Source organism: Rathayibacter festucae DSM 15932, from assembly GCF_004011135.1.
In the GTDB taxonomy this organism is placed as follows: domain Bacteria; phylum Actinomycetota; class Actinomycetes; order Actinomycetales; family Microbacteriaceae; genus Rathayibacter; species Rathayibacter festucae.
Map to the genome: position 1 here is coordinate 3,039,465 of NZ_CP028137.1, position 13,295 is coordinate 3,052,759.

The window sequence follows — 13,295 nt, forward strand, 5'->3', positions numbered from 1 at the left end:
TACGCAGAAGTTGCGGTAGTCGGGCGCGACTACCGCAACTTCTGAGTTCTGGGGCGGGTCAGGACTCCGTGTCGGTGAGGGCGTCGAGGCGGGCGACGTCGTCGGCCGAGAGGGGGAAGTCGACCTGGGCGTTCTCGCGGATGCGCGCGGGGGTGGTCGACTTCGGCAGCGGCAGGACGTCCTTCTCGAGCAGGTAGCGGATGCAGAGCTGCGCCACGGAGACGCCGTTCGCCTTCGCGATGTCGGCGAGGTCCGAGTTCTCGAGCAGTCCGCCGGTCGCGAGCGGCGAGTAGCCCTCGACGAGGATGCCGTTGGTGCGGCAGTAGTCGGTCGTCTCGTCCTGCGTGTTGCCGACGAACCAGCGGATCTGGTTGGCGTGCGGCTTCACGTCGGTCGCCGCGATCAGCGACTCCAGGTCGTCGACGGAGAAGTTGGAGACGCCGATGGCGCGGGCGCGGCCGGAGTCGTAGATCTCCTCCATCGCCTTCCAGGCCGCGATGTTGCCGTCGCGGTGGTCCGAGCCCATGTCCGACCACGGCCACGGCGCGTGGATCAGGTACAGGTCGACGTGCTCGAGCTCGAGCGCCGCCATCGTGGTCTCGAAGCTGTCCTTCGCGCCGGCGTGGTCCTTGACCTCGGCGGGCAGCTTCGTGGTGATGAAGACCTCGTCGCGCGGGATCCCGCTGTCGCGCAGGGCCCGGCCGACGCTCGCCTCGTTGCCGTAGCCGCGGGCGGTGTCGATGTGGCGGTAGCCGGCCTCGAGCGCCGTGGTCACCGCGTCGTAGGCGTCGGCGCCGTCCTCGATCTGCCAGGTGCCGAAGCCGATCTTCGGGATCTCGACCCCGTTGGACAGGGTGAAGGTGTCGGTCAGTGCAGGCATGTCTCTCCTCGAGAAGTCCGGCCCCGCGCGCGTCCTCGCGCCGGGGGTGCTGCTGTTCACGGTAGGCGCGCGGGGCGGCGGGCGCAGGCCCCTTGCGGAGCCGCCTCATGTTGATCGAGTAGCGCCCGCAGGGCGCGTATCGAGATCCGACGTCACCAGGAGGGTGGGTCTCGATACGCCCCTACGGGGCTACTCGACCAGCATGAAAGGGGGCGCTGCGGCCGCTCCACCGCCATGAAGGGGCGTTCCGCCTCATGTTGATCGAGTAGCGGCCGCAGGGCGCGTATCGAGATCCGACGTCACCAGGAGGGTGGGTCTCGATACGCCCCTCCGGGGCTACTCGACCAGCATGTGCGGCCGCCGCTCGGCGGCTGCTCGACCAGCATGTGCGGCCGCCGCTCGGCGGCTGCTCGACCAGCATGTGCGGCCGCCGCTCGGCGGCTGCTCGACCGGCAGGCGGTGGGTCAGCCGCGGGTCACCGACCACGGGGTGCGGAGGGCGCGCTCGGCGAGCACGCGGCGCGCGCCCGTCAGGGCGACGTCGGCGGTCTGCGCCGCGTCGGCCGCGGACGGGCCGGCGATGAGGCGCAGCGGCCCCGGGTCCACGCTGAGCGCGCCGTCCTCGCCGGTCGCCGCGAGCCGCGCCGCCTCGACGTGGAAGTGCACGGTCAGCGACTCCCCCGCGGCGATCGGCACGCGCGCGTAGCCGAGCAGCTGCGCGGCCGGCCGCACGACGGGCGAGGTCGGGTAGGCGGCGTACAGCTGCACGACCTCGACGGTGTCCTCGCCGCTGTTGCGGAGGGTGACCGCGGCGTCGAGCGCCCCGTCCACCGCCAGCACGGCCGGTGCGGACAGCGCCTCGTAGGAGATGTCCCCCCGCGTGAGCCCGAAGCCGAACGGGTGCAGCGGCGTGTTGTCGAGCGCCGTGATGCCCGGGTTCGAGAGCCCGAGCGACGGCTGCAGGTACGTCGTCGACGCCGAGGGGAGCCGCGGGATCTGCACGGGCAGGCGCCCGGTCGGCGAGACCCGCCCCGAGAGCACGCCGGCGACCGCGGCCGCCCCGTCCGCTCCGGGGAAGAACGCCTGCACGACCCCGCGCGCCGCACCGTACGCGCCGAGCGCGTAGGGCCGGCCCGAGAGCACGACGAGCACGGTCGGCACGCCGGTCGCGAGGACCGCCGCGACCAGCTCGTCCTGGGCACCCGGCAGCCGCAGGTCGGCGGCGTCGCAGCCCTCGCCCGAGGTGCCGTCGCCGAACAGCCCGGCCACGTCGCCGACGACGACCACGGCCGCATCGCTCGAGCGCGCCGTCATGACGGCCTCGGCGATCGAGGAGGTGTCCGCGGAGGTGATCGACCCGCCGGCCGCGAAGCGCACCCGCTCCTCGCCGAGCTCGGCGCGCAAGGCGCTCAGCACGGTCGGGATCTCGATCCCGAGGTCGTGCCCCGGGTGCTTCGAGAGCACGTGGTTCGGGAAGGCGTAGCAGCCGACCAGGCTGCGGAACTGGTCCGCCGCCGGACCCACCACGGCGACCGTGCCCGAGGCGAGCAGCCCACGCACGTCGTCGTCGCGCAGCAGCACGACCGACTCCTCCGCGATCCGGAGCGAGATCGCCCGGTTGCGCGCGCTGTCGAGGTCCACCGACTCTGCACCCTCGGGGACGAGCGGCCCGCCGTCGAGCAGCCCGGCCTCGAACTTGTGCCGCAGGTGCCGCTCGACGGAGCGATCCAGATCCCGCTCGTCGACGACGCCCTCGCGGATGAGGCGCGGCAGCTCGCCGTAGGCCGCGGTCTGCGGCAGCTCGACGTCCACGCCGGCGCGGATCGCCAAGCGCCCCGCGTCGGCGGTGTCGACCGCGACGTGGTGCATCGCCTGGAGGAACGGCACGGCCCAGTAGTCGGCCACGACCGTCCCCTCGAAGCCCCACTTCTCCCGCAGGATCGTGGTCAGCAGGTGCCGGCTCGCGCTGCTGGGCACGCCGTCGATGTCGGTGTACGAGGTCATCACGCTGCGCGCGCCGCCGTGCCGCAGCGCGGCCTCGAACGGCGGCAGCACGGTGTCCGCGATCTCGCGCGGCCCCATGCTCACGGGAGCGTGATTGCGGGCGCCGCGGGAGGCCGCGTAGCCGGCGAAGTGCTTGAGGGTCGCGATGATCCCCGCCGACTCGAGCCCGGCGACGTACGCGGTGCCGAGCTGCGAGACCAGGTACGGGTCCTCGCCGAGGGTCTCCTCGACGCGGCCCCAGCGGTAGTCCTTCACGACGTCGACCACGGGCGCGAGCCCCTGGTGGATGCCGAGGGCGCGCATGTCGGAGCCGATCGCCTCCGCCATCTCGCCGACGAGGTCCTCGTCGAAGGTGGCCGCCCAGGCGAGCGGCGTCGGGAAGGCGGTCGCGCCGTACGCGGCGAGCCCGGTCAGGCACTCCTCGTGCGCGATCGCCGGGATGCCGAGGCGCTGCGAGCCGACGACCCGCTCCTGCAGCTCGCGGAGCCGGCGCACGCCCTCCGGCACCGAGACGGGCTCGGTGCCGAAGACGCGGGTGAGCTGACCGAGGCCGCCGTCGAACGGGTCGGCCGCGGTCTCGGGGCCGCCCTCGAGCTTCGGGGCGAAGTCGTCGGCGGAGTCGGTGAGCCAGACGGAGCCGAGCTGGGCCGCCTTCTCCTCGAGCGTGAGCTCGGCGGTGAGGAGGCGGGCCCGCTCGCTCGCGGAGAGGGAGCGGTCCCGCCAGTCGCGACCACCGCTCCGATCCCCGGTCTCGTCGGTGCGGTCGGAGGGGACGAGAGTGGTGGAGGCGTCGTGCATCAGCCCTTGAACGCTCCGTCCATGATCCCGGACACCATGCGGCGGCCGACGAAGAAGAACGCGATCAGCAGCGGCAGCGTGGCCATGAACGAGCCGCCCATCGCCAGGGCGACGTCGATCGAGCGGTTGGCCTGCAGCTGCTTCAGCGCGATCTGCACCGTGAACAGCTCCGGCGACTTCAGCACGATGAACGGCCACATGAAGTCGTTCCAGACCGCGGTGAACGTGATCAGCCCGAGCACGAACGCCGCCGGGCGGACCACCGGGAAGGCGATGCGCCAGAACAGCTGCCAGGAGTTGGCGCCGTCGATGCGGGCCGCCTGGATCAGCTCGTCGCTGACCGTGGTGGACATGTGCTGGCGCATCCAGAAGATGCCGAAGGCGCTGGCCAGGCCCGGGACGATGATCGCCTGGAGGGTGTCGACCCAGTCGAGGGCCGAGACGATCAGGTACTGCGGGATGATGCTCAGCTGTGCCGGCACCGTCATGGTCAGCAGCACGATCAGGAACAGCACGTTGCGGCCCGGGAACTGCAGCTTCGCGAAGGCGAAGCCGGCCATCGCGCAGAGGATCGCGGAGAGGACCGCGACGCTCAGCGACACGATCAGCGAGTTGAACAGCGACGCGATGAACGGCACGGTGTCGAACACCTTCTCCGCGATGGCGAAGAAGTTCGTGCCCGGGTACAGGCGCGGCGGGATCGACGTGACGGCGGTCGCTCCGACCGACGCGATGACGAACATGTAATAGAGAGGGAACACCGAGACGAGCACGGCGACGACGAGGAAGACGTACGTCGGCCAGCCGACCCCGCCGCCCTTGCCGCGGCGCTTCGGCAGCGTCTTCGGGGTGTCGCCGGTGGCGACGGCCCGGGCCTGCGGGAGGGCCTGATCGATCACATCGGACATCAGACGGACGCCTTCCGGGTGCGGGTGGACAGGTAGAAGTTGATCAGCGAGACGACCACGACGATCACGAACAGCACGACGCCGATGGCGGAGCCGTAGCCGAACTTGAACTGGCCGAAGCCCTGCTCGTAGAGGAACAGCGCGAGCGTCTGGCACTGCCGGCCGGCGCCGCAGGTGAGGCCCGATTCGGGAGCCACCAGGAGCGCCTCCGTGAAGATCTGCAGACCGCCGATGGTCGACATGATCACGGTGAAGACGATGATCGGGCGCAGCGCCGGAATGGTGAGGTGGCGGAACTGCTGCCAGCTGGAGGCGCCGTCGACCGAGGCGGCCTCGAACATCTCGCGCGGGAGCGACTGGAGCCCCGCCAGGTAGAGGAGCGTGTTGTAGCCGAACCAGCGCCAGAAGACCATCGTCGAGATGACGATCCAGGAGCCGTAGTTGGTGGCCAGGAAGTTGATCGACGGCAGTCCGAAGACGCCGAGGAACCAGTTGATCAGGCCGAAGTTCTTGTCGAAGATCTGCGCGAAGACGATCGCGGTCGCCGCGACGGAGGTGATGTAGGGCACCAGCAGCGCCATGCGCCAGAAGTTCGCCCAGCGCAGTCGCGCGTGGTTGAGCAGGTGCGCCAGGAAGAGCGCGAAGAGCAGCTGCGGCACCGTCGAGATGATGAAGATGCCGAAGGTGTTGACCAGGGCGTTCCAGAACCGGCTGTCCGCGAAGAGCTGCTGGAAGTTCGCGAGGCCGACGAAGGTCTGCTCGCCGATCGGGTTCCAGTCGAAGAGCGAGACGTAGAACGTGAAGAGCAGCGGGAAGAGCCCGAACACGATGAAGATGAGGAAGAAGGGCGCGACGTACGCGTAGGGGGCGATCCGCTCCGAGAGGGAGTTGCGGATCCTCGCGGCCTTCTGGACCGGGACGCTGGGCTGCTTGCGCTGCCTGGGGGGACGTATGGCTGTCGCCGTTGACACGTGGGTTACCTCCGTCGAAGGGGCGGCCCGGCGCGCGAGGCGCCGGGCCGCTCGGGTGGGTGGGGCGATCAGCCGCCGATGGCCTGCTTGGCCGTGTCGAGGGCCGTCGTCCACGCCTTGTCGGAGGTGACGTTGCCCGCCTCCAGCTCGACGAGGGTGTTCAGCAGGGCGCCGTTGATCGGCGTCGTGTCGGGACCGTTGTAGAAGGAGGGGAACTGCTCGACCGAGGTGGCCATGACCTCGCCGATCTTCGAGTCGCCGAAGAACGGGTCGGTGTAGTTGCGGACCTCGTCGCTCGCGACCGCCTCGGTGGCGGCGGGCAGGGTGCCCGAGGCCGCGAAGTGGTCGGTCTGGCCCTCGGCGGACATCATCGTCTCGATGTACTGCCAGGCGGCCTCGGGGTGCTCGGCGCGGGCCGGGATGGCGATGACGCTGCCGCCCCAGTTGCCGCCGACGCCGGGGACGCTCGTGACGCGCCAGTTGCCGGCGGTGTCGGGGGCGTCGGTCTTGATTCCGGCGAGGATCCACGACGGCGCGATGGTCACGGCGAAGGCGCCGTTGGCGCGGCCGGGAGCCCAGCCCGAGGACCAGGCGGCGATGCCGGCGCTGATGCCGGCGTCCTTGGCGTCCACGGCGACCTGGAACGCGTCCTTCACCTGCGGGTTGGTGTCGTAGACGAGCTCGCCGTCGGGCGAGTAGTACTTCTCGGAGACCTGGTTGACGGTCGAGAAGAAGACGCTGGTCTCGATGTTGTCGACGAACGGCTTGCCGGTCGCCTCGGTGTACTTCTCGCCCATGGCGATGAAGGACGGCCAGTCCTTCCACATCTCGGCGACCTCGGCCGGGTCGGTCGGCAGACCGGCGGCCTCGAAGAGGTCGGCGCGGTAGGCGAAGCCGAGTCCGCCGACGTCGGTGGGCACGCCCACGACGGAGCCGTCGTCGGCGGTCGCCGCGGAGGCGGCCCACGGGAGGTAGGCGGAGGCGACGTCGTCGCCGCCGAGGGTGCGCAGGTCGAGGAAGTTCGAGCTGTTGGCGACGAACTGGGGCAGGTCGTCGTTCTGGATCATGACCAGGTCGGGCACCTTGCCGCCGGCCAGCGCCGCGGTGAGGGCGGTGGCGGTCTCGGTAGTGCTGCCGACCTCGGAGAGCTTGATCTTCGCGTCGGGCATCTTGGCGAGGTACTCGGCGACGCTGTCCTTGGCGTTGATGCCGGTGAAGGACCAGAAGGTCGCCTCGGCGTTCGGGTCGTCGGACGCGCCGCCACCGCTTCCGGACGAGCATCCGGTGAGGGCGAGGGCCACGGCGGCGGCTGCTGCGGCCACGGCCGTCAGTCTTCTTTTCACGATTGTTCCTCTTCGTCGGGGATTCGCGGGGGGTCTCGCTGGAGGAGACCGGGAGCAAGAGAACGATCTCTTGGACGCCAAGGTAGCTGGCCTTTCCCCCTCGTGCAAGCGCGATCACGGAGTCGTTACCGCAGCGTGAGATATCGATCTCCCCTAGTATCTGTAAGAAGTTTCGCAAATCGGACCGCTTCGGCCCCGGGGAAGGCGTCCCCGTGGGACTCTGGAGATCGAGCATCCGGCGCCCCGGCCGGCTCCCCTCCTCGTTCAGAAGGATGCAGCCATGACCCGACCCACGCTCGTGGACGTCGCACGGGCCGCGGGCGTGTCCCGCGCCACCGCCGCCCGGGTTCTCGCGGGCGGCACGAACGTCGACGTCCGCATGTCGGCCGCCGTCGAGCACGCCGCGAAGCAGCTCGGCTACGAGGCCAACAGCGCCGCGCGGATGCTGCGCGGCGGCCGCTCCGGCGCGATCGCGCTGATCGTCGCCTTCAACGAGCTCGACAGCCTCACCGGCACGTTCTTCACCTCGGTGCTCAAGGGCGCCGCGAAGGGGCTCTACGCCGCCGAGGTGCAGCCGGTGCTGCTGCCCGCGGACCACGACGACGGCGACCGCATCCCCAAGTTCCTCCGCTCGCGCGCGGTCGACGGGGCGATCGTGATCCTTCAGCACGAGATCACGCACCTCGCGCAGGCGCTCGCCGACTCCCCCGTGCCGATCGCCTGGGTCGGCCGGCCGCGAGTCGCGCTGGCCGAGGACGCCATCGTGATCGACTCCGACAACTACGGCGGCGGCCGGCTCGCCGCCCGCGCGCTCGCCGACTCCGGCCGGCGCCGGCTCGGCATCATCGCCGGCCCGCACGACATGGAGCCGGCCCGCGACCGCATCCGCGGCTGGCGCGACGAGCTGACCGAGCTGGGGCTGGACCACAGCCCGATCGTGCACGGCGAGTTCACCCTCGAGAGCGGCTCGGCCGCGATGGCGCGGCTGCTGCAGCGCCACCCCGACCTCGACGGCGTCTTCGCCTCCTCCGACCTGATGGCCAACGGCGCGATCCGCGTGCTGCAGGCCTCCGGCCGGCGCGTGCCCGCCGACATCTCGGTCGTGGGCTTCGACGACGTGGTCATCGCGACCACCTCGGATCCGACGCTGACCACGATCCGCCAGCCGCTCGAGGACATGGGGCGCGTCGCCGCGGAGACCGTGGTCGCCGTGGTGGCGGGCCGCGAGGTCGACCGGCAGCCGATCCTCGCGACGACGCTCGTGCAGCGGGAGTCGGCGTGAGTGCCAGGCCGGCACCGCACCGGCTGATCGTCAGCACCGACGCCGCGAACGAGGCCGACGACCAGTTCGCGATCGTGCAGGCGCTGCTGAGCGCCACGCTCGACGTCCGGGCGCTCGTGGCGGCGCACTTCGGCCGGCCCGGGAGCCTGCGGGAGTCGCGTGCGGAGATCGATCGCGTGGTCGCCCTCGCCGGGGCCGACGTGCGGGTCGTCGACGGGGCGTCCGCGGCGCTGGTCGCCGGCAGCTCCGCGGAGTCCGTGGCGTCCGAGGGCTCGCGCGTGATCGTCGAGGAGGCGCTTCACAGCGAGGGCCGGCTGTGGATCGCCGTGCTCGGCCCGCTCACCGACGTCGCCGCGGCGCTGCTGGCGGAGCCGTCGATCGCCGAGCGCGACGTCGTCGTGGTCTGGGTGGGCGGCCCGCCCTACGAGGGCATCGCGGCCTACCACCCGGAGTTCAACCTGATCAACGACGTCGCCGCCGCGAACGCCGTGCTCGCCTCCGGAGTCGCCGTCTGGCAGATCCCGATGCCCGTCTACACGATGGTCGGCGTCGGTCACGCCGAGCTGCGCACGCGGCTGGGCGGCACGAGCCCGCTCGGCGACTACCTCGTCGACCAGCTGATCGCCTTCAACGCGACGATCCCCTACGGCCCGCTCGACTTCCGCTCCCTCGGCGACAGCCCCGCGATCGGCGCCGTGATGAACCCCGCCGGCGGCCGCTGGCGCGCCGTCCCCGCCCCGCGCTTCACCCCCGCCGGCGACCTCCAGCCCGGCGTCGGCCCCCACCCGATCCGCGTCTGCGAGTCCTTCGACACCCGTTGGCTCCTCGAGGACCTCTTCGCGAAGCTCCTCGAGTTCGGCCGCGCCGGCCGCTGACCGGCCCGTGCTGGGCCGTCCGCGAGACGTCTCCGAGGAGCCGAGGCCGCCCGTCGCACGGGGACGCCTCGGCCGTTCGAGGACCTCTCACCGACGACGGCACCGGCTCCGGCGCACAACATCAGCTGAGAGCACCCGGCCTCCCCTGTCAGAGGAGGGACCCCCGTCTCAGCTGATGTTGTGCGCGACCTCGGCGGCAGAGCAGCAGCCGGATCGGGCGCAGACGGGGCGACGGTCAGGCGCGGGCCGCCTTGACGTACGCGACGAGGGCGTTCGCGTGCCCGTGGCCGAGGCCGTGCGCGGTCTTCAGCCACGCGACGACCTGCATGTGCGTCTCGGAGTCGAGCCGCTCGTCCACCAGGTCTAGCCACTCCTGGATCGGACGGCCGTAGGTGGTCTCGATGCTCGGGAAGTACGACGCGGGTCCCTTCGGCTTCGAGCCGTCGGCGGGAGGCTCCGGTGCGAGGACGCGCGAGGGGGTCATGCCGGTCACTGTAGCGGCGCCGGGGCAGCGGGTCTCGATACGCGGCTGCGCCGCTCCTCGACCGGCATGGAGGAGGCGCCGCCCTAGGATGCCGGGCCGGCAGAGTCATGCTGATCGAGTAGCCCTCGCAGAGGGCGTATCCACCGGCATGGAGACGTGGGGTCTCGATACGCGGCTGCGCCGCTACTCGACCAGCATGAACGGCCCGCCCGCCCCACGGCACTCCGCCGGCGACAGCCTGCTGATCGACCGGCCGCACAGCGGCCGGACCATGCCGATCGGCAGACCGCAGGGGGCCCGCAGCATGCTGATCGAGTAGCGCCCGCAGGGCGCGTATCGAGATCCACCCCTCCGGGCACGACGGGTCACACCTGCAGCTGCTCCCTCGCACCCTGAGCCGCTGACGCGACGCGGCGCGGCTGCGGCCCCTCGTTCCACGTCACGCCCTTGCCGACCCCGATGGCTTGGGGGACGCTTGTGGCCATACACAGAAGGCCACGCCGATGAGGCCTGATCACCGGTCGGTCGTTCTTCGACGAGGAGGAGGAGACGGATGCAGAGGAGGGACGAGGAGCGATGAGGTCCCTGGGCGGCGAGGTGCGGAGGGAGCTGCGCGGCGCGGTCGCCTCCCGGCTCCTCCTCGTCGTCCTGCTCGCCGGCGCCGTCTTCGCGGTCTGGAGCGCGGTGACCGACGTCGGCAACGCGCGGTCGACGGCGGCGCTGTTCGAGAGGACCGCCGCGGAGTACCGCTCGGCCGGGCACTCCGTCGAGGAGGCACTGGCGGAGCCCGTGAGCGTGACCACGGACGAGGACGGGCGGACGGAGATCGACAATCCGCTGCGCTACGACTTCGAGGCGGCGACGGCGGCCTCGGCGGCGCTGACTCCGCTCGGTGCGGTCGGCACGGGGCTGAGCCTCGCGGTGTTCCTCGTGACCCCGCTCCTCGGCTACGCGACGGGGCTCTTCGCGGCGACCACGGATCTCCGCGGCGGGTCGATCATCGTGCGATGGACGCAGGTCCGCCGGGCGCGCACCTTCGTCGCGGCGAAAGCGGCGCTCCTCGTCGTGGCCGTCCTGACCTTCGGCGCGGCGCTCGTGCTGACGGCGGCCGTCGCCGGACTCGTCACCGCGCAGCTGAGGCCGTTCCCCGTCGACGGATCGTCGCCGCCGCCGTCCGCGGATCCCGCGGCGATCGGCGCAGTGGCGGCCGCCTTCGCGCTGATCGGGATCGCGTTCGCTGCGCTCGGCTTCCTCGTCGCCACGCTGACACGGGAGCGCGCGTTCTCGCTCACCGTCTTCGCCCTGGCCTACTACCTGCTGCCGATCCTGGGGCCGTGGGACCCGCGGAACCTCGTTCCCAGCGTCGCGGCGCCGTGGCTCGTCTTCCACGGCGGGTTCCAGCCGCGGGCCGTCGGTGACCTCGGCGTGCCGCTGAGCGCGCTCACCCTCGGCGGCGGGGCCCTCCTGCTCCTCGTCGCGAGCGCGGCGGTGTGGTCGCTGCGCGACAAGACGCCGCGGGGCGTCTGAGCGGAGACGTCCGGTCTCGATACGCGGCTGTGCCGCTACTCGACCGGCAAGGGAGGGACGCCGCCCTGCGATGCCGGGCCGGCGAAGCCATGCTGATCGAGCAGCCCTCGCAGAGGGCGTATCGAGATCCACACGCATGAAGACGCCGGGTCTCGATACGCGGCTGTGCCGCTACTCGGCCAGCATGCAGGGGCGGCTGCGCCGCTGCTCGGCCAGCATGCAGGGGGGGGCGTGCCGCTCCGCGGCTCCTCGGGCGGCGGCGCGCGTCAGAGCCAGCCGCCGTCGACGACCCAGTTCTGGGCGGTGCACATCGCGGAGTCGTCGGCCGCGAGCCAGAGGACCAGGCGGGCGACGTCCGCCGGGACGAGGCGGCCGGGGAGGCACTGGCTGCGGTCGATCTGCTGCTCCGCCTCCGGGGTGACGACCTGCTCGAGCTGCCGCTCGGTCATGATCCAGCCGGGGATGACGCAGTTCACCCGCACACCGCCTGCGCCGAGCTCGCGGGCGAGGGCGCGAGTCATGCCCTCGATCGCGGCCTTCGCGGTGATGTAGCCGACCAGCTCGACGAGGTCGATGTGCGCGCTGATCGAGCCGAGGTTGATGATCGAGCCGGCGCCCGCGCGCAGCATCCCCCGCGAGACGAGCCGCGCGGCGAAGAACTGGTGGCGCAGATTCACCGCCATCCGGTCGTCCCAGTAGGCCGGATCGAGGTCCTCGACGGTGTGCCGGGCGTCGTTCGCCGCGTTGTTGACGAGCACGTGAGCCGGGCCGAGCTCGGCGGTGAGCCCCTCGATCGCGGCCTCGAGCGCCGCGACGTCGCGCACGTCGCAGGCGGCGAAGCGGACGGCTCCGCCCAGCTCGCGGGCGAGCGCCGCGCCCTGCTCGGCGTCGATGTCGAGGAAGCCGACCCGCGCGCCCTGCGCCGCGAACTGACGCACGAACTCCGCGCCGAGCCCGGATGCGCCGCCGGTCACGAGCACGGTCCGGCCCTCGAGGCTCGGATACCGGGCGTACGCGCTCACCGCACACCCTCCCGCGCGGGGACGACGATCGAGCGCCCGACGCTCCCGTGCTCCAGCGCCTCGAAGGCCGCGCCGATGTCCTCGAGGGCGAACCGCTCCCCCACCAGCTCGTCGAGCGGCAGCGCACCCCTGCGGTACAGCTCGAAGATCCGCGGCAGATCCAGCTGCGGGATCGAGGACCCGTAGAGCGAGCCGACCACGCGCTTCTGCTTCTGCACCAGGTCGTTCACCGGGATGCCCACGCTCTGCCCGACCCGGCCGAGCCCCACGGCGACGGCCGTCCCGCCCGGCTGCAGCATCGCGACGGCGGAGGCCAGCGTCTCCGGCCGCCCGACCGCCTCGACCACCCAGGGCACCCCGCCGGGGACGAGGGCGAGCAGCTGCTCGACCGCGTCGCCGCCGGAGGAGCCGGACGAAGAAGAGGAGGAGGACCCGTCGATCACGTGCGTCGCGCCGAGCCGCCTCGCCAGCGCCAGCCGGTCCGCATCCACGTCGACCGCGACGACGGTGGTCGCCCCGGCCGCCCGCGCGCCCATCACCGCGGAGAGGCCGACGCCGCCAGCGCCGATCACCACGACCGCGTCGCCGAGGCACGCGCCGATCACGTTCAGCACCGCGCCGACCCCGGTGATCACCGCGCAGCCGGCGATCGCCGCGATCTCGGCCGGCACGTCGTCCGGCACGCGCACCACGCTCCGCTCGGGCACGACCACCCGCTCCGCGAAGCAGGACACCCCGAGCAGGTGGTGCACGGTCTCGCCCGCGGCGCTGAGCCGGCTGGTGCCGTCGAGGAGCCCGCCGGACGCGGCCTGCACCGGTCCGTACTCGCACATGATCGGCCGGCCGGCGACGCACTGCCGGCAGCGGCCGCAGTTCGGCCGCCAGAGCAGCGCCACCCGGTCGCCGACGGCGAAGCCCTCGCGGAGGTCCGGCCCGAGGGCGACGATGCGGCCGGCGCCCTCGTGGCCGGGCACCACCGGCAGCGGACAGCGCAGATCACCGCGCAGGTAGTGCAGATCGGAGTGGCAGACGCCCGCCGCGTCGATCTCGACGAGCAGCTCGCCCCGGCCGGGATCGGCGACGTCGAGCTCCTCGACGGCCAGCGGCGCGCCGAACTCCCGCAGCACCGCCGCGCGCATCCGCGTGCTCATCGCGGTCCTCCTGTCGTGCCGGTCATCGTGGTCCCCTCGTCGTGCATCGGG

12 protein-coding genes are annotated in these 13,295 nt (G+C 72.0%); 4 read left to right on the top strand and 8 right to left on the bottom strand.

Going from position 1 to position 13,295, the window contains the following annotated elements; all coding sequences use genetic code 11:
* Window positions 1–58: 58 nt before the first annotated feature.
* From C1I64_RS13965 to C1I64_RS13985, 5 genes are all read right to left on the bottom strand, one after another.
* On the bottom strand, window positions 59–880 hold the full coding sequence (locus C1I64_RS13965; RefSeq protein WP_123706489.1) for an aldo/keto reductase: 822 nt from the start codon (window positions 878–880) through the stop codon (window positions 59–61).
* Window positions 881–1,344: 464 nt separating this feature from the next.
* Window positions 1,345–3,681 carry a beta-glucosidase gene (locus C1I64_RS13970; RefSeq protein ID WP_127887604.1) on the bottom strand — a complete coding sequence of 779 codons (2,337 nt, stop codon included), beginning with the start codon at window positions 3,679–3,681 and terminating at the stop codon, window positions 1,345–1,347.
* Window positions 3,681–4,589, bottom strand: coding sequence for a carbohydrate ABC transporter permease (locus C1I64_RS13975; RefSeq protein ID WP_123446868.1), 909 nt, complete (start codon window positions 4,587–4,589; stop codon window positions 3,681–3,683). Before C1I64_RS13975 ends, C1I64_RS13970 begins: the two co-directional genes overlap by 1 nt.
* Window positions 4,589–5,560: a carbohydrate ABC transporter permease gene (locus tag C1I64_RS13980; protein WP_208645132.1), complete on the bottom strand. Its 972-nt coding sequence runs from the start codon at window positions 5,558–5,560 to the stop codon at window positions 4,589–4,591. The genes C1I64_RS13975 and C1I64_RS13980 overlap by 1 nt, the downstream gene beginning before the upstream one ends.
* 68 nt (window positions 5,561–5,628) lie before the next feature.
* A complete protein-coding gene (locus C1I64_RS13985) occupies window positions 5,629–6,882 on the bottom strand; it encodes an ABC transporter substrate-binding protein (RefSeq protein ID WP_127887605.1) in 1,254 nt (417 codons plus the stop codon).
* A gap of 301 nt (window positions 6,883–7,183) precedes the next feature.
* Here C1I64_RS13985 and C1I64_RS13990 point away from each other — a divergent pair, with 301 nt between their 5' ends.
* Together C1I64_RS13990 and C1I64_RS13995 are read left to right on the top strand one after the other, a co-directional pair.
* On the top strand, window positions 7,184–8,185 hold the full coding sequence (locus C1I64_RS13990; protein WP_123446870.1) for a LacI family DNA-binding transcriptional regulator: 1,002 nt from the start codon (window positions 7,184–7,186) through the stop codon (window positions 8,183–8,185).
* A complete protein-coding gene (locus tag C1I64_RS13995; RefSeq protein ID WP_127887606.1) occupies window positions 8,182–9,060 on the top strand; it encodes a nucleoside hydrolase in 879 nt (292 codons plus the stop codon). The genes C1I64_RS13990 and C1I64_RS13995 overlap by 4 nt, the downstream gene beginning before the upstream one ends.
* A 235-nt stretch (window positions 9,061–9,295) precedes the next feature.
* Here C1I64_RS13995 and C1I64_RS14000 read toward each other — a convergent pair whose 3' ends face one another.
* Window positions 9,296–9,544, bottom strand: coding sequence for a DUF4287 domain-containing protein (locus tag C1I64_RS14000; protein ID WP_127887607.1), 249 nt, complete (start codon window positions 9,542–9,544; stop codon window positions 9,296–9,298).
* A 148-nt stretch (window positions 9,545–9,692) separates the two neighbouring features.
* Between C1I64_RS14000 and C1I64_RS20165 the strand changes: the two genes are divergently transcribed.
* Complete coding sequence (locus C1I64_RS20165) at window positions 9,693–9,863, top strand: hypothetical protein (protein WP_164874553.1); 171 nt, start codon at window positions 9,693–9,695, stop codon at window positions 9,861–9,863.
* Window positions 9,864–10,120: 257 nt separating this feature from the next.
* The gene (locus C1I64_RS14005; protein WP_127887608.1) at window positions 10,121–11,071 is read left to right on the top strand and encodes a hypothetical protein; all 951 of its coding nucleotides are present in this window, start codon (window positions 10,121–10,123) and stop codon (window positions 11,069–11,071) included.
* A gap of 266 nt (window positions 11,072–11,337) precedes the next feature.
* Here C1I64_RS14005 and C1I64_RS14010 read toward each other — a convergent pair whose 3' ends face one another.
* Both C1I64_RS14010 and C1I64_RS14015 read right to left on the bottom strand, forming a co-directional pair.
* Window positions 11,338–12,093 carry an SDR family NAD(P)-dependent oxidoreductase gene (locus C1I64_RS14010; RefSeq protein ID WP_127887609.1) on the bottom strand — a complete coding sequence of 252 codons (756 nt, stop codon included), beginning with the start codon at window positions 12,091–12,093 and terminating at the stop codon, window positions 11,338–11,340.
* Window positions 12,090–13,244, bottom strand: coding sequence for a zinc-binding dehydrogenase (locus tag C1I64_RS14015; protein WP_208645133.1), 1,155 nt, complete (start codon window positions 13,242–13,244; stop codon window positions 12,090–12,092). Before C1I64_RS14015 ends, C1I64_RS14010 begins: the two co-directional genes overlap by 4 nt.
* Window positions 13,245–13,295 lie beyond the last annotated feature (51 nt).

Excerpts from the sequence above, each read along its gene's own strand:
- C1I64_RS13970 (WP_127887604.1), bottom strand. The coding sequence starts at position 3,681 with ATGCACGACGCCTCCACCACTCTCGTCCCCTCCGACCGCACCGACGAG.
- C1I64_RS20165 (WP_164874553.1), top strand. The coding sequence starts at position 9,693 with ATGGAGACGTGGGGTCTCGATACGCGGCTGCGCCGCTACTCGACCAGC.
- C1I64_RS14015 (WP_208645133.1), bottom strand. The coding sequence starts at position 13,244 with ATGAGCACGCGGATGCGCGCGGCGGTGCTGCGGGAGTTCGGCGCGCCG.
- C1I64_RS13965 (WP_123706489.1), bottom strand. The coding sequence starts at position 880 with ATGCCTGCACTGACCGACACCTTCACCCTGTCCAACGGGGTCGAGATC.
- C1I64_RS14005 (WP_127887608.1), top strand. The coding sequence starts at position 10,121 with ATGAGGTCCCTGGGCGGCGAGGTGCGGAGGGAGCTGCGCGGCGCGGTC.
- C1I64_RS14000 (WP_127887607.1), bottom strand. The coding sequence starts at position 9,544 with ATGACCCCCTCGCGCGTCCTCGCACCGGAGCCTCCCGCCGACGGCTCG.
- C1I64_RS13975 (WP_123446868.1), bottom strand. The coding sequence starts at position 4,589 with ATGTCCGATGTGATCGATCAGGCCCTCCCGCAGGCCCGGGCCGTCGCC.
- C1I64_RS13990 (WP_123446870.1), top strand. The coding sequence starts at position 7,184 with ATGACCCGACCCACGCTCGTGGACGTCGCACGGGCCGCGGGCGTGTCC.